14 protein-coding genes are annotated in these 16,159 nt (G+C 47.1%); 5 read left to right on the top strand and 9 right to left on the bottom strand.

What is annotated here, in order from left to right:
- Window positions 1-141: 141 nt before the first annotated feature.
- The 3 genes from DI392_RS08435 to pepA form a co-directional block, all read right to left on the bottom strand.
- A complete protein-coding gene (locus DI392_RS08435) occupies window positions 142-3,003 on the bottom strand; it encodes a valine--tRNA ligase (protein ID WP_109319480.1) in 2,862 nt (953 codons plus the stop codon).
- A 100-nt stretch (window positions 3,004-3,103) separates the two neighbouring features.
- Window positions 3,104-3,553, bottom strand: coding sequence for a DNA polymerase III subunit chi (locus tag DI392_RS08430; RefSeq protein WP_109319479.1), 450 nt, complete (start codon window positions 3,551-3,553; stop codon window positions 3,104-3,106).
- Between the two features lie 14 nt (window positions 3,554-3,567).
- A complete protein-coding gene (gene pepA, locus DI392_RS08425) occupies window positions 3,568-5,076 on the bottom strand; it encodes a leucyl aminopeptidase (protein WP_109319478.1) in 1,509 nt (502 codons plus the stop codon).
- A gap of 209 nt (window positions 5,077-5,285) precedes the next feature.
- Here pepA and lptF point away from each other — a divergent pair, with 209 nt between their 5' ends.
- Both lptF and lptG read left to right on the top strand, forming a co-directional pair.
- Window positions 5,286-6,395, top strand: coding sequence for an LPS export ABC transporter permease LptF (gene lptF / locus DI392_RS08420; RefSeq protein ID WP_109319477.1), 1,110 nt, complete (start codon window positions 5,286-5,288; stop codon window positions 6,393-6,395).
- Window positions 6,396-6,398: 3 nt separating this feature from the next.
- Window positions 6,399-7,469: an LPS export ABC transporter permease LptG gene (lptG, locus tag DI392_RS08415; protein WP_109319476.1), complete on the top strand. Its 1,071-nt coding sequence runs from the start codon at window positions 6,399-6,401 to the stop codon at window positions 7,467-7,469.
- Between the two features lie 64 nt (window positions 7,470-7,533).
- On the opposite strand, the gene DI392_RS08410 is transcribed toward lptG, so the two are convergent.
- Window positions 7,534-8,013, bottom strand: coding sequence for an RDD family protein (locus DI392_RS08410; protein ID WP_109319758.1), 480 nt, complete (start codon window positions 8,011-8,013; stop codon window positions 7,534-7,536).
- Between the two features lie 318 nt (window positions 8,014-8,331).
- Here DI392_RS08410 and DI392_RS08405 point away from each other — a divergent pair, with 318 nt between their 5' ends.
- From DI392_RS08405 to DI392_RS08395, 3 genes are all read left to right on the top strand, one after another.
- Window positions 8,332-9,264 carry an ABC transporter substrate-binding protein gene (locus DI392_RS08405; protein ID WP_181388392.1) on the top strand — a complete coding sequence of 311 codons (933 nt, stop codon included), beginning with the start codon at window positions 8,332-8,334 and terminating at the stop codon, window positions 9,262-9,264.
- A 4-nt stretch (window positions 9,265-9,268) separates the two neighbouring features.
- Window positions 9,269-10,618, top strand: a complete 1,350-nt coding sequence (locus DI392_RS08400; protein WP_181388391.1) for a GGDEF domain-containing protein — start codon at window positions 9,269-9,271, stop codon at window positions 10,616-10,618.
- Window positions 10,619-10,719: 101 nt separating this feature from the next.
- Window positions 10,720-11,616 carry a LysR substrate-binding domain-containing protein gene (locus tag DI392_RS08395; RefSeq protein ID WP_109319473.1) on the top strand — a complete coding sequence of 299 codons (897 nt, stop codon included), beginning with the start codon at window positions 10,720-10,722 and terminating at the stop codon, window positions 11,614-11,616.
- Window positions 11,617-11,642: 26 nt separating this feature from the next.
- Here the strand turns inward: DI392_RS08395 and DI392_RS08390 are convergent, their stop codons facing one another.
- From DI392_RS08390 to DI392_RS08370, 5 genes are all read right to left on the bottom strand, one after another.
- Entirely contained in the window at window positions 11,643-12,614 is a 972-nt protein-coding gene (locus tag DI392_RS08390) for a glutathione S-transferase family protein (RefSeq protein ID WP_109319472.1), read from the bottom strand.
- A gap of 153 nt (window positions 12,615-12,767) precedes the next feature.
- The gene (locus DI392_RS08385) at window positions 12,768-14,159 is read right to left on the bottom strand and encodes an ATP-binding protein (protein WP_109319471.1); all 1,392 of its coding nucleotides are present in this window, start codon (window positions 14,157-14,159) and stop codon (window positions 12,768-12,770) included.
- Window positions 14,152-14,826 (bottom strand): response regulator transcription factor, encoded by a 675-nt coding sequence (locus DI392_RS08380; protein ID WP_109319470.1) that lies wholly within the window; start codon window positions 14,824-14,826, stop codon window positions 14,152-14,154. The genes DI392_RS08385 and DI392_RS08380 overlap by 8 nt, the downstream gene beginning before the upstream one ends.
- A 2-nt stretch (window positions 14,827-14,828) precedes the next feature.
- Window positions 14,829-15,098, bottom strand: coding sequence for a PepSY domain-containing protein (locus tag DI392_RS08375; protein WP_109319469.1), 270 nt, complete (start codon window positions 15,096-15,098; stop codon window positions 14,829-14,831).
- 168 nt (window positions 15,099-15,266) lie between these two features.
- A complete protein-coding gene (locus tag DI392_RS08370) occupies window positions 15,267-15,851 on the bottom strand; it encodes a glycine zipper 2TM domain-containing protein (RefSeq protein WP_109319468.1) in 585 nt (194 codons plus the stop codon).
- Window positions 15,852-16,159: the final 308 nt, after the last annotated feature.

Here is a 16,159-nt window from a genome sequence, read left to right as displayed (position 1 = left end):
ATTATTTTGATAGGAAATAACTATGAATAGACCGCATCATTGAGGTGACCAGAGACTTTATCAGAATAATAAATGGCTTGAGACAAAAAAAAGCAGGTGCCGTGGCACCTGCTTAGAGAAAGGTTTCAAGAAAAGAGCAAATTACAGAGCGGCAATCGCAGTTTTCTGTTCTTCCAACTTAACCAGCGTCTCTTTGTAGCCTTCCAGTTTTTCACGCTCTTTGGCAACAACTGCTTCTGGGGCTTTAGCCACGAAACCTTGGTTGTTCAGTTTGCCTTCGATACGCTTGATTTCGCCCTGAGTCTTAGTCATTTCTTTGGCCAGACGTTCCAGCTCGGCTTCTTTATTGATCAGACCGGCCATCGGGATCATCAGCTCAGACTTACCTACCAGTGCAGTCGCACAGGCTGGAGTTTCTTCATCGATTGCCAGAACACGTACGCTTTCCAGCTTCGCCAGAGAGACCAGTACCTGTTGGTTAGCGGCCAGACGGCTAGCTTCGGTTTCGTCCGTCGCTTTCAGCATCACTTCCAGTGGCTTACCAGGGTTAATATCGTATTCAGCACGCAGGTTACGGATGCTGGTGATAAAGGTTTTCACCCATTCGATATCGTCCAGTGCTTCCTGATGGAAGTTGTCTGCATCGTACTGAGGCAGGCTCTGAAGCATGATTGTGTCACCTTCCACTCCGTCAACCAGAGGCTTGATGCTCTGCCAGATGGTTTCAGTGATATACGGAATCACCGGGTGTGCCAGACGAAGTGTTTTCTCCAGTACCGTAATCAGTGTACGGCGGGTTCCGCGTTGCTGGGCTTCTGTGCCTTTCCACAGTACCGGCTTGGTCAGCTCCAGATACCAGTCACAGAACTGGTTCCAGATGAATTCATACAGCGTGTTGGCCGCCATATCCAGACGGTAGCTTTCGATGTGCTCGTTGAAGGCTTTTGCCGCCAGTTCAAACTGAGATTCGATCCACTTATCTGCCAGTGAGTATTCCAGCTCCGCGCCGGCAGCAAAGCCACAGTCTTGCTCTTCTGTATTCATCAGCACGTAACGGCTGGCGTTCCATAGCTTGTTACAGAAGTTACGGTAACCTTCCAGACGCTTCATATCCCAGTTGATATCACGACCGGTTGATGCCATTGCCGCCAGAGTAAAGCGCAGTGCATCGGTACCATAGGCCTCAATACCATTTTCAAACGTCTTACGGGTATTTTTCTCGATCTTCGCCGCCAGTTTAGGCTGCATCATGTTACCGGTGCGTTTCTCTACCAGAGACTCAAGATCGATACCGTCGATCATGTCGATCGGATCCAGTACGTTACCCTTCGATTTTGACATCTTGTCGCCGTTTTCATCACGGATCAGACCCGTCATGTATACGGTTTTAAACGGAACCTGCGGCTTACCGTTTTCGTCCTTCACAAAGTGCAGCGTCATCATCATCATCCGCGCTACCCAGAAGAAGATGATGTCAAAGCCTGAAACCAGTACTTCTGAAGGATGGAAAGCCTTCAGTGCTTCGGTGTCTTCCGGCCAGCCCTGAGTACCGAATGTCCATAATGCTGACGAGAACCAGGTATCCAGTACATCATCGTCCTGGCGCAGCACTACAACCGGTGCCAGGTTGTTGTTTTCACGTACTTCTTCTTCGGTGCGGCCGACGTAGACGTTGCCATCGTTGTCGTACCATGCCGGGATACGGTGTCCCCACCACAGCTGACGGGAAATACACCAGTCCTGCACATCGCGCATCCACGCGAAATACATGTTTTCGTATTGCTTAGGTACAAACTTAATATCGCCGTTTTCAACCGCTTCCACCGCCGGTTTTGCCAGAGGGGCAGTACGTACGTACCACTGGTCGGTTAGCATTGGTTCGATAACCACGCCGCCACGGTCACCGTAAGGGACGGTCAGTTCGTGATCTTTGATTTCGTCCAGCAGGCCAAGTTCTTCAAACTCAGCGACAACTGCTTTACGTGCCGCGAAACGTTCCATGCCCTGATATTTTTCAGGCAGCTCAGAGCTGTAAACATCACTGGCTTCACCATTGCTGGTGAACACTTCTGCAGTATCACGGATGTTGGCATCAAACGTCAGAATATTGATCATTGGTAGCTGGTGACGCTTACCAACTTCGTAGTCGTTAAAGTCGTGAGCTGGCGTGATTTTCACACAGCCGGTACCTTTTTCCATATCAGCGTGTTCATCGCCAACGATAGGAATTCGGCGGTCAACCAGCGGAAGAATAACCTCTTTACCAATCAGAGCCTTGTAACGTGGATCTTCAGGGTTTACCGCTACGCCGGTATCACCCAGCACGGTTTCCGGACGGGTTGTTGCAACGACGATGTAGTCTTTGCCTTCTGCTGTTTTAGCACCGTCTGCCAGTGGGTAACGGAAGTGCCACATGTAGCCTTTTTTGTCTTTGTTTTCCACTTCCAGGTCAGAGATCGCAGTATGAAGTTTTGGATCCCAGTTAACCAGACGTTTACCTCGGTAGATAAGATCTTCTTCGTACAGACGAACAAACACTTCTTTCACGGCATTAGACAGACCGTCGTCCATAGTGAAACGTTCACGATCCCAGTCTACAGATGCACCTAAGCGGCGTAGCTGCTTGGTGATCGTACCGCCGGATTCACCTTTCCATTCCCAGATCTTGTCGATGAAAGCATCACGACCGTAATCGTTCTTGGTCTTGCCTTCTTCTGCGGCGATCTTGCGCTCAACAACCATCTGAGTGGCGATACCTGCGTGGTCGGTACCCACTTGCCACAGGGTGTTTTTCCCCTTCATTCGCTCACAGCGGATCAGAGTATCCATGATGGTGTCCTGGAAAGCATGCCCCATATGCAGGCTACCTGTGACGTTTGGTGGCGGGATCATGATGCTGTATGCGTCTTTTGATGTGTCACCGTGTGGCTTGAAGTAGCCGTTCTCTTCCCATGTCTGGTAAAGAGATTGTTCAATTGATTGTGGGTTGTATGTCTTTTCCATAGCGCTCTTAATGGATACTTTTTCGTTAACTCTGTAGTGAAAATGCCAAACCTTATAAGTAAATGGCTTAATTTGAAGCTCTTTTACTTATAAGGATTGGCTATGGATGTTTTATGTCGATGGTCTGCAGCTGATAGCCCGACTGGCGATAGATTTTATATCTTTCTCGCGCAATTTGCTTCGCTTTTTCATCGCAAGGGACGAAGTCTATCACTTGTGTAAAGGTTCCCGCAAAATTTGTCGTATCTTTCGCAAGATTTATTACCAATTGGCGATTCCAGCTTGGTTTCAGTTTGGAGTAACCGATTTCTACCGGGGTACCTGAACGGGGGCCTTCGCCAATCAGGTGATGAGGAAGAAACTGGTCTGGTGGTTGCTGCCAAAGAAGGTCATCCCATGCTTCTGCCTCTTGTTTGTCTTGTGCGTTGAGGTAGATCCGGGCACCTTGCTGAACAAAATGTCGGATCAGAAACAGAATATACTCCTCAAACCCTTCTGGAGAGGCTTGAGGAGAGTCGGGAGCAACGATGTAGAAAGTGGCTGTATTCACCTTCTTTCTAATACTTATTCTTCAATATTCATGCCGCTGCGGTTCAGCAGGAACTGAACCAGCATAGACACCGGACGTCCTGTTGAGCCTTTGGACTGACCTGATTTCCATGCTGTACCCGCGATGTCGATATGGGCCCAGTTATATTTCTTGGCGAAGCGTGACAGGAAGCAACCCGCTGTGATGGTACCTGCCGGACGGCCACCGATGTTCTGCATATCGGCAAACGGGCTGTTCAGTTGTTCCTGATACTCGTTCGTGATAGGCAGACGCCATGCGCGGTCACCAGACTGTTCAGAAGCATTGATCAGCTCATGGGCAAGAGGGTTGTGGTTAGACAGCAGGCCACTGATATGATGACCCAGAGCAATAACGCAGGCACCAGTCAGAGTCGCTACGTCAACCACACAATCGGGTTCGAAACGTTCAACATAGGTAAGGGCATCACACAGCACCAGGCGACCCTCAGCATCGGTATTCATTACCTCTACGGTTTGCCCTGACATAGTGGTCAGGATATCACCGGGACGATAGGAGTTACCGCCTGGCATATTTTCACAGCCAGCCAGAATAGCGACGACATTGATAGGCAGGTTCAGTTTTGCCAGTGCTTTCATGGTACCGAAAACAGAAGCTGCGCCGCACATGTCGTATTTCATTTCATCCATCGCTTCACCCGGCTTCAGCGAAATACCGCCCGAGTCGAACGTCAGTCCTTTGCCGACCAGAACAATGGGCTTAGCGTCAGAATCCCGGCTGCCTTTATACTCGATCACCGACATCATCGATTCATTTCGAGAGCCCCGGCCAACCGCAAGGTATGATGTCATACCCAGTTTTTCCATCTCTTCTTCACCGATAACCTTAGCAGTGACAGTGTCGAAATCATCAGCCAGACGACGAGCCTGAGAGGCAAGGTAAGCCGGGTTGGCAACATTTGGCGGCATATTGCCCAGATCTTTAGAGGCTCTTACCCCGGCTGCAACAGCCAGTCCGTGAGAAATGGCTTTTTCACCCAGGTTCAGTTCACGGCGGGTCGGTACATTAAACACCAGCTTGCGTAATGGGCGGCGGGTTTCCGGTTTATTACTTTTAAACTGATCAAAGATATACAGGCCGTCTTTGGTGGATTCAACCGCCTGGCGTACTTTCCAGTAGGTATCTCGGCCTTTTACATGGAGTTCGGTCAGGAAGCAGACGGCTTCCATGGAGCCGGTTTCGTTAAGTGTACTGATGGTTTTCTGGAAAATATCTTTGTACTGGCGTTCATCCAGTTCCCGCTCTTTACCACAGCCTACCAGCAGTACCCGCTCGGAAAGTACCCCGGGAACCTGATGCAAAAGCAACATCTGCCCTGGCTTACCTTCTAAATCACCACGGCGAAGCAGCGAGCTGATATAGCCGTCACTGATTTTATCCAGTTGTTCTGCCACGGGAGAAAGGCGGCGGGGCTCAAATACACCAACAACGATACATGCACTGCGTTGCTTCTCAGGGCTGCCACTTTTTACGCTGAACTCCATGAGTACTCCTACATCCTAAAGACAAATAGAACTAAATGTTAGATAATCAGAGTTTAATTCTCGAATCAGTTGATCTGGTATCGGATTGAAACCTTTGGGCTAACAATTAGTCGAAGTGTTAATTAGTCAAAGTTTTAAAAAATATAAGCTTTAACTGAAAATTATAGTGATTCGACCAAAAAAACAAGTTTTGTATAGGTAATTTTAGCGTGATTATTGTTAGATATTTGATCCGCGAGACAGTCAAAAGCCAATTTGCGATTTTTTTCATCCTGTTTCTGGTGTTTGTCAGCCAGAAGTTTATCAGTGTGCTGGCTGATGCGTCTGATGGTGATATCCCCGCTAGCCTGATTTTTTCTATCGTTGGCCTGAATATGCCATCGATGGGGCTATTGATGCTGCCTCTGAGTCTGTATGTCGGTATTCTTATCACTTTTGGTCGTCTTTACGCGGAAAGTGAGATTACCGTGATGAATGCAACGGGAATAGGGAATAAGTTCCTGATTCGAGCTGCACTTTATCTTGCTTTAATTACATCCGCTCTGGCTGCGTATAATACGCTTTTTCTTTCTCCCTGGACTCAGGACAGAGTGGCTGGACTGATGGAGGAAGTCGCGGCAGAAAACAGCGTTGAACTGCTGCAAAAAGGCCAGTTTCAGCGTACGCCGGACGGTTCCGCTGTGGTGTTTATTGATGATGTGGAAAATAAACAGCTGAACAGCGTCTTTGTGGCACAACTGGTTCCGAGAGACTCTATCCGCCCGAGTGTGGCGCTGGCGAAATCAGGGGTAGTAAAAGAGCTGCAGGATGGACGTCAAATCCTGTCGTTGCAGGAAGGCGCTCGCTACGAGGGGATCCCGACCCGTCTGGATTATATGGTGACTCACTTTGAGAAGTATGATGCCCTTATCGGGCAACGGAAAATTCAGAAAAAAGACCGGGAGTGGGAAGCGTTATCGACGCTAAGCCTGTTGAGTAACCCGGATACTTATGCTCAGGCAGAGCTGCACTGGCGTATTGCCCTGGTGGTGTGTATTCCGCTCTTGACCCTGCTGGTGATTCCTCTGTCTGCGGTGAACCCTCGACAGGGGCGTTTTGCTAAGATGGGGCCCGCTATTGTGCTTTATATGGTGTACTTTCTGGCTCTCAGTGCGTCTCGGGCTGCCATCGAAGATGGCTCAGTTCCGACTGAGGTTGGAATGTGGCCCGTACATGCGGCACTCTTAATGGCTGGCGTTATGCTGAATTTTATGGACAGCGTAACGGTAAGGCGATTCCGAGATAACTTGAAACAGAAGAAAATAAGAAGGGCTGCATAATCCGTGTTTAAGATCATTGATATCTATATTGGCAGAACCATTATTGCGACCAGTGCTTTATGTCTGGCGACGTTGATCGGGCTATCCAGCATTATTAAATATGTGGATCAACTGCGTAAGGTGGGTGAAGGTTCGTATGATCTTCTCCATGCTCTGTTTTATGTATTGCTGACAATCCCTCGGGATATTGAAATGTTTTTTCCTATGGCTGTCCTGTTGGGGGCTCTGATGGGATTGGGTATGCTGGCGACCAGTTCGGAACTGACGGTTATGCAGGTTTCTGGTTATTCTAAGCTGGATATCGGGTTTTCTGTATTGAAAACCGCGCTACCTCTGATGCTGTTTATCCTTGCTCTGGGGCAATGGGGTGCCCCTCAGGCGCAGAAAATGGCGCTTGAGCTGCGGTCATTTTCTCTTTCCGGTGGTCGGATTGTTTCTCTTCTCCGCGGCGTCTGGGCGAAAGATGCCAATGACTTTATTTATATCGGCAGAGCGGAAGATGAGCATCTTACGGCCATCAGTATCTGGAAATTTAATGATAAGAAAGAGCTTTTTTCTGTGGTGACGGCGAAAGAGGCGGACTATTTGTCAGATAACTTGTGGCAGATGAATGATGTGATTGTCACTGACATGGAAAATGGTGTTCAGTTGAGCCGTGTCCACTACGATGCGTATGAGTGGAAGACCTCTCTGGCTCCGGACAAGTTAGCTGTCGTATCGGTGAAACCAGAGGAGTTAGCGCTTAGTGGGCTGTATGACTATGTCTCTTATCTGAAAGATTCAGAACAGGACCCTTCCCGTTATGAACTGGCTTTTTGGCGTAAGGTTTTTCAGCCCGTTTCTATTGCAGTGATGATGTTACTGGCGCTGTCGTTTGTATTCGGACCCCTGCGTAGTGTGACCATGGGGGCTCGTATTTTGTCGGGGGTTATTGCCGGTTTTGCGTTTTATATCTCCAGTGAATTTTTCGGTCCGTTAAGCCTGGTCTATCAGGTACCTCCCGTACTTGGCGCTCTGGCACCCAGCATCGTTTTTATGTTGGTGGCGGTTTTGTTGTTGAGACGAAAATTGTAAACACAAAAAACAGGGAGCCTTGGCTCCCTGTTTTGTTTATGGGGCTGGCTGCCCTAAGCCGATATTATCTGACCTGATCGGTCAGAACCACCACATCTGTTTTCGCCCAAACATCATGGAAGCCCCGCTTTTGCCGATCGAAAGGGGAAGAGAGATTCGATAAACCAAACGCTGAAGTACCAATGCGTATCAATGCCTGAGTAATGCTGACCAGGCTGCCATCTGGATTTTGTAGCCTCAGCTTCCGCGCCCGCATTCCGGGTGTCTGCCCTGTTGTTGTCCAGAAATAAACAAAAAAGCTGATCCATATTCCGCCAAGGTAAAGGGTATACAGGTTTCGGAGTATCGGATGGCCACCGAGCAGGTCGCTGGCTCCGGAGTAAGGGGCATAGGTCATCAGTCCGGCAGCGACCAGAGCTTTAAGGATGGCAACCACTATGCCTGCTGCGAAGAATTCCAGCGCAAGGACAAGGATTCCATCATAAATCAGGGCATACAGTCGCGAGCCAAGACCCGCTTTAGGATATAGAGTTCGGTTGTTCATTATGGCTGAGTTCATAGTTTTCATTAAGTGCAGCATAGCGTTATGTGTGGCGACAGAAAAGAGATAAGGCGCACATAGCCGCGGATAAATCATCCTGACGCGTTATTCATTCGGTTTATTCCACAATTAAGGGTTTATTACACAATTAAGGTCAGAATGTTTTAGAAGGGCAGGAAGTCTTGGTCGCATTGGTGGTCGAAAACTCAGTCAGGTACTAAAGTTTAAAGTACATTGATCCGGATGTTAGACAGTATGAGAACAAATAGGAAACGATTAAAGCGATTACTATACGTATTGCTGCCTGCCATAGTTTTCATCATGTATTTTACTATAAGCAGCACTGACGATTCTCTGATGAATGAAAGAGAACCGGTTCGTATTGGTATTTCTCTGACGCCACTGAGCTCTCCTTTTCTTATTGCGGAACATTTACAGCTGTTCAGGGAGAATAATATCAACCTGAGTTATGTTACCTGTCTGGGAGGGGTAAAGTGCACCAATTTACTGAAGAAGGGGAAAGTTGACTATGCCACGGCATCGGAGTCTGTCGTGATGTTTAATAGTTTTACCGATGATGATCTGGCTCTGGTGGTCAGTTTTGTTGAATCTGCTAATGATTTGAAGTTGCTTACTTTGTCTTCGAGCGGGGTGTACTCCGTTAATGATCTGAGGGGAAAGAAAGTTGGTGTAGTCAAAGCCAGTGCCAGTGAGTTTTATTTTGATACCATGCTGATAGTAAACAAGCTGAAAGATATGCCGGTAACCAAAGTTTATCTGGCTCCCGAAGAACTGGTTCATCAGCTTATTTCTTTTCAGGTGGATGCGGTTTCGATATGGGAACCATACGGCTATAGAGCCCATCTTCAGGCCGGCAGCGATGTCGTTAATCTGGGTATCCCGGGTATTTATCAGCTTTCGTTTAACCTGTTGTCGTATAAGTCATACCTACAGAGTCGAAATGACCAAACCGGGCAGATTATTCAGGTGTTAGGACGTGCGATCGATTGGATTCATACTCATCCCGAGCAGGCAAAGCAAATTGTGGCGGAAAAACTGAATATCCCGCTGAATGAGCTTGAATGGTCATGGAATGACTATGTTTTTCGTTTATCCCTGGGGAGCTCACTGCTGTCAAATTTGCAGCTTCAGGCTCGCTGGGCACTTGAGCGAGGTCTGGTGGAAGGAGAGTTGCCTGACTGGCGGTCGGTGATTTATCGTCAGCCTTTTGATGCAGCAAATAAGGTGGAATGATCGAATGATTAACTCCATGTATAAAAAATTGCTCATCCTTTTTGCGATCAGTTTTCTGTTAACCATTTTGATCATGGGGTCGATGATCAAAATCTACCGGGAACAAGAGGTAACAGGAAATGAACTCAGGCATCTGACGGAGATCCAGTTAGGGATAGACTTGCTGAGAAGCCAGTTGTGGTTTTTTTCGCAGCGCGGGGATACGGAAAGTTTTAGGCAGGTAGAGATCGCTCAGCAGGAATTATCTCATGTATTACAGCCGGGAAAGGCTCATAACCTTCAGTTGGCGAACCTGATAAAAATGAATGATAGCCTGGCCAACTTACTGAAACAGGAAATGCGTTTAAAGAAGCTGGATACATCCCCTGATAAGCCTCAAGGGGCGATCAGTTCTTCCGGCCTGTTGCACGCCCGCTACAATATGTTGATCCAGAGTATGTCGGAAGAGATTGCTTATGTGCATAAAACGATCGTAAATAACAATGAAGCAGAGACCCGTGTGATGCTCTATTACACATCTATTGTGCTTATCCTGAGCTCGGTTATGTTGAGCAGCATTGCATTATCGATATTGCGTCGTTTCAGGCGAGGATCGCAGATCTTTCAGAATGCGATTTACCACCTCAGCCAGGGAGTGCTTGGCAGACAAATCATATACGATAACCTTGATACAGAGTTTGTTGATTTAGCGAAATTTTTCAATCGTATGACCAGTTCTCTCAGAATGTCGATGGTGACAAAAAAAGAACTGGAAACGGAGGTTACCCGTCAAACGGCTGAGCTGGAAAAGCAAAAGAATCAGTTGGAGTTTTTGTCTGAACATGATTCGCTCACTAACCTGCTTAACCGCAGAGCACTGGAAAACGCTATCGACAGAGCCATATCCAGAGCGGATCGTACCGGCACGAAAATCGCGCTCTTATTTATTGATCTGGATAACTTCAAACCGATCAATGATGAAAAAGGGCATGACGCCGGAGATCTGGTATTAAAATCGATTGCAAGACGGTTAGAAGAGTCTGTCAGGGAAACGGATCAGGTTGGACGGCAGGGAGGGGATGAGTTTTTGGTTTGCCTGGATTTGCTGGACAGTTTTGACATTGTGGCGCATAAGGCTCAACAACTGATCGATGAGCTGGAAAAGCCGATCATTTTCGCCGGAGAAGAGCTATATATCGGTGTGAGCATCGGTGTCTCCTATTTTCCTGGACAGGCGGAAAATAGAAATGAACTGATACATAAAGCTGACATGGCGATGTATCAGGCGAAAGAGTTGTCGGAAAGTGTTTGTTTCGACGGAGAAACGGTATTGGCAAAATCAAAAAACGCAAAGGCATTTGGTTGTGAAATATAACCCGGCAGAGTGTGGTTAGACATTGAGAAATATGGGGCAGATTTGGACTGTCTGCCTTTTTTCATATATGTTCAGGTATCTTTGATATCCGGGGTAGGGTCGTGAGCATATCGTTAAAGCAGCTAAAAGTGTTTGTCTCTATTGCGCAGGAAAAAACCATTACCGGTGCCGCAGATAAACTGTTTCTGTCTAAAGCAGCTGTCAGTATGGCTTTGTCTGAGCTGGAAAAGCAGCTAGGGCATAAATTATTTGATCGCAGCAACAATCGACTGATGATTAATGAGCAAGGTAAGCGCTTACTACCCGTTGCTGATGAGATGCTGTCGCGCTCGCATACTATCGAGAAAATGTTTGATCAGGAAGGTCCGGTGAGCGGCAGGCTCAGAATCGGATCCAGTGATACGGTCGGTATACAGGTTACCCCCTTTCTGTTGCAGGATTTTCGGGAGCATTCCGGTCATACAGAGCAGTCGATGTTTATCTCTAATACCGCGGAAATATGCCGGAAACTGAGTGAGTTTGAACTGGATATCGGCCTGGTTGAAGGTCAGATAAGGCAGAACGACCTGATGATGTTGCCATGGCTGCAAGATGAGATGGTCATTGCCTGTCCTCCGGAACACCCACTGACCCAACTTGAGCATTTAACCTTTGCTGATCTGGAGCACTCTGAATGGATATTAAGAGAACAGGGCTCTGGTACCCGGGACTTTTTTCTGAATCATGTGGCTTCTCACCTGAGAGACTGGCACCAGGTTTTGGAATTAAATAAAACGGAGGCTATTTTGAATTGTGTGGCAGCCGGAATCGGGGTGACCTGTATTTCTGACTATGCCATCGCTCATGCGGTTAAGGATGGTCGGGTGGCGGCTTTAAGCTTGCCGGTGGAAATCAAGCGACAATACTGGCTGATTTACCATAAAGAAAAATACCGCAGTCCGTTAATGGAAACCTTTATTCACTTTAGTCAGGCCTGGGAGATGCCTGACTATCAGTAAGCTGCAGTTTCAGAGGAAGCCAGTCACTATTCCCGCTCAGGAGCGGACATATAATTGATCTCCGGCCCTTCCGGTACCACCTGAGTCGGGTTGATCATCGTATGGCTGAAGTAATAATGACGTTTTATGTGGTAGAAATCGACGGTGTCAGCAACACCGGGGTACTGATATAACTCTCTCAGATAACCGCGGATATTTTTATATTGCTCCATTTGCCGTTTATTACACTTAAAGTGGCCGAAGTATACGGCATCAAAACGGATCAATGTGGTAAACAGACGCCAGTCAGCCTCGGTAATGTCATCTCCCGTCAGGTAGCGGTTATGCTCGAGTTTATTTTCAACGGTATCCAACGAGTTGAACAGGGCGTTATACGCCTCTGAGTAGGCTTCCTGTGTCGTCGCAAATCCGGCTTTATACACGCCATTGTTGATGTTGTCGTAGACAAATGTGTTTATCTCATCAATGAATGCTCTGTTCTCCTCCGGATAGAAATCGAGAGTATTACCCGTTAATTCATCGAAAGCCGAATTGAACATGCGGATGATTTCAGAGGATTCATTACTGACGATGCGGCCTAGTTTTTTATCCCATAACACCGGTACCGTGACCCTGCCCGTGTATTTGGGGTGGTTACGGGTGTAAACCTGATGAAGGTAGTTATAACCAAATAGCGCATCACCAGTGCTGTGGTTATCGGTATCGAACGTCCAGCCGTTCCCCAGCATATCGGGGCTGACCACAGAGACGGATATATGTGCTTCCAGCTCCTTTATACGGCGGAAAATCAGTGTGCGGTGGGCCCAGGGGCAGGCCAGTGATACATACAGGTGATAACGTCCGGATTCGGCTTTAAATCCCCCGTCTCCACTTGCTCCGGGAGTTCCATCGGCTGTAACCCAGTTTCTCAGTTGTGCGTCTTCGCGCTTAAACTGACCTTTACTTGATTTAGTGTCGTACCATTTATCGTGCCATACACCATCGATCAGTAACCCCATTTGGCCTCCATATCATTGTGCTACAAAGAATGCCTCTGTATGCCTTAGTTTAAGTGTAGAGGGATAAGCGTTATGAAAAAATCGAAAGGTTTTTAATGGTAGCTTCAAATAATTTGAAAGGTTGGAGATTAGCCGTTAAGGGCGGTCTGTTGCTTATTTGCCCACCTTATTTGGAAGTATGAATGAAAAACACGCCCCACCAAGATGTGAGGTGGAGATATTCAACTCACCATCGTAACTGCTCAATATGTCTGTCACGACAGCTAGCCCCAGCCCCTGACCCAGGCTCGCGGTATCAGAGCGGGCACCGCGTTTTAGTATTGAGGTGCGAAGATGCAAATCGATACCCGGCCCGTCATCTTCTACGCTGATTTTCAATCCTTTGTCTGAATTCATTGCTGAAATCTCAATTTTGCTTTTTCCGTACTTGCAGGCATTTTCGATAAGATTTCCCATGATCTCCATTAGATCGCCATCTTCACCATGAAAGTGGACGTCGTCAGCGATTCTGAGCTGAATATCCATGTTCGAATACCTATCCAGTTTGGTTATAGCCCCAGTGAGCCGGGAAATAAGCGGAAGCACGGCAACGTGCCCTGCGAGTGGTTGATAGCCTAAATGAGCACGACTTAGATGATGACTAATGATGTTATTCATACGGGTCACCTGTTCATCAATGATCCGATCATCTGTTGTCTGGTAATTTGACTTAATAATTGCCAGCGGTGTTTTCAGGCTATGAGCAAGGTCGGCAAGCGTATTTTTAAAGCGCTCTCGCTGCGTACGCTGGACTGTCAGCACCTGATTCAGGTTGTTGATCACCGGATTTAGCTCTTTTGGATAATTGCCCTTAAGTAACTGGATTTTTCCAGACTCCAGACGAGATAGGTCTACCGCTATTTTGTCCAGAGGCTGTAGTCCCCAACGGGTTATCAGGTACTGAATGATCAGCAGCAGCAGGGTTAATCCGGATATCCAGAATATAATTTGCCGGCTAAAGCTGTCCAATTCAGCTGATAGGGCTGAAGGGTCATGAGCAACGACAAATCTCAGAAATTGCTCGCCATTCTCCGATTGCCAACGGGTATCATAGATAAGCTGATAATATGGGAAATGGTCCGATGGTACCTCAAAATGAATCTCACCAGGTGTCACCGGGGAGGTGGGCTGTAACATCGGTTCATCCAGCAGAATGCTGGAGGGTGAACGCCATAGAGGTTGGTTTTGATCGGTTATCCATGCGAATTGACCACTGCTCGTCTGTTGAAAGCTGGGGTCGGCCATCCGTTCCGGCATCCACAATCCCTGTTTCTCAAGCTCAGCATCACTCATCAAGGCATAAGCCTGACTCTGCATCTGGTTTTGTAGCGAGGTTTCGAGGCTTGCTTTGAAAGCGGTATACAGTATCAGTGAGCCCAGGCTCATAAATACCGGCAGGAATACCAGCGAGGTTAGTAACAAGCGGTTTACTAATGACAAGCGGTTTACTAACAAATAGTTATTTGCCAGTGAAGGGCTTTTTTTTGAACGGTTTCGCTTAGTCATCGATTACGAACTTATATCCTTGTCCACGCACAGTCGCAATCGGTTTGATCTTATTTTCCGGATCGAGTTTTTTCCTTAACCGGCCGATGAATACCTCAATAACATTGGAATCTCGGTCGAAATCCTGATCGTAAAGATGCTCAGTCAATTCTGTTTTAGAGACCACCTGTTGAGGTTTCAGCATCAGATATTCCAGAGTGCGATATTCGTAACTGGTTAGATCCACTAATTGATCATTCAGCGTCACGGTTTTCGCTGAGAGATCAATGCGAATAGGCCCTTCTTGTAGTTCTTTGGAGGCGCTTCCATTGGCTCGTCTAAGCAAGGCATTGGCTCTTGCCTTAAGCTCTTCAAAATGAAAGGGCTTGGTGAGGTAATCATCGGCACCAGCTTCAAGTCCTTCGACTTTGTCTTGCCAGAGTCCGCGAGCGGTAAGAATCAGAATCGGGAAATCAACCCCATGTTTTCGTAACCTGCTGGTCAGTTGAATGCCATCTATTTTGGGTAATCCCACATCGATAATCGCAAGGTCATAGTCTATCTCAGCCCCCAAAAACCAGCCGCTTTCACCATCTTCGGCTGTGTCCACCGCGTATTTTTCTTCAGAGAAAAACTCTTTGAGCCGCTCAAGCATCAACCGTTCGTCTTCAACAATGAGGATGCGCATGACTACTTTTCCTTTTTCGGGCTGGCCATAATGGTGACGACTTTGACAGTGCCATCTTCGGTTAACAGCTTCACTCTGTATTTAGCCGGGCTTTTTCGGCTGTCTAGCTGAACTTTAAGTACCTTGCCGCCAAAGTGTTGTCTGGCAACTTGCGCAGCCTCAGATTGACTGGATGCACTTATACCATCACTGTTGTTCGCTGATTTGGCGTTAGCCACCGAAGCATATGACAGTGTTATTGAAATGAGCAAAATCTGGATAATTGTTCGCATTACTGTCCTCAACATAGTAGGTAACCTGAGCACTGGATAAGTGACGTTAGTGATAGTTTTTTCATCCTTTTCCTGCTTACTGCTCAGGTTAGATATCCATTAATATTATGCGAACTGGTTTAAGTTGGCAGCTTAAATTTCAAATCGCTCCGGACGCTATTTCAACTATTAATACCGCTTATCATGATGTCTCGGATTCATAGCGACATTGCCCGGATGTCCCTTTATATGTTTTCTGCCAGGACGACCCTTTACAGGTACTTGGATTCTTTTGTTCGGACGATGTTTGGTATGAGTATGGTATCTATGACCATGATATTGATAAATAACGTCAAATCCAATCAGTACCTGTTCATATTCAACCTGGTATGTTGTGGAGCACTGATGACCAGGAGCTTGATGATGGTGTTGGCCACCTTGCTCTATATTTGCGCCAATAGTCGCTCCGATTACGGTACCGGCAATCATGCCTATTTGTTTATCGGTTCTGCTGGAACCGATAGAGTGTCCAACAGCGCCACCGATAACGCCGCCAACGACAACAGGGACCACTGAGCTGTCCTTTGGCCTTGGTGAGTGATACCTGTGATCATTATTTCGACAGGTCTGAATTGGTACTCTACGTGCAATATGATCATAAACAGGGGTAGAACTAACGACTCTTGCATAATCATAGCGTGCGTGTTCTCTGGCCATCACATTTGTACTTAAGCAAGCCGTGATGATAATTGCAGTAACTGTTAGCTTTTTCATCTCTTTCTCCAAGTGAGTAACTACCTTTCACTTTCATAATAAGAAACCGAAGCTGAACAGAACCTGAACGGGATTGTTTTGCCAGCAAGAAAACGGCTAGCGGGTCTTTGTCCTGTTTCTTTGAGAGTTGATAGAGTGAAAAATCGCTGGAAACCAGAAAGGAAAGCGGAGTAAGCTTTTGATTATACCAATCGCACTAATTTTATGATCTAATATCAGCTTCAAATAGGAGCTGATATGACAATCCCAGACTTCCCCAAACTCATTCGTTCAGCATCCGATGCTAGGATGCGCACGAGACTTCTCGC

This window comes from Vibrio albus (assembly GCF_003144035.1).
GTDB lineage: Bacteria > Pseudomonadota > Gammaproteobacteria > Enterobacterales > Vibrionaceae > Vibrio > Vibrio albus.
The sequence above is the reverse complement of the archived record's forward strand: the minus strand, read 5'-3'. Positions and strand labels throughout refer to the sequence as shown.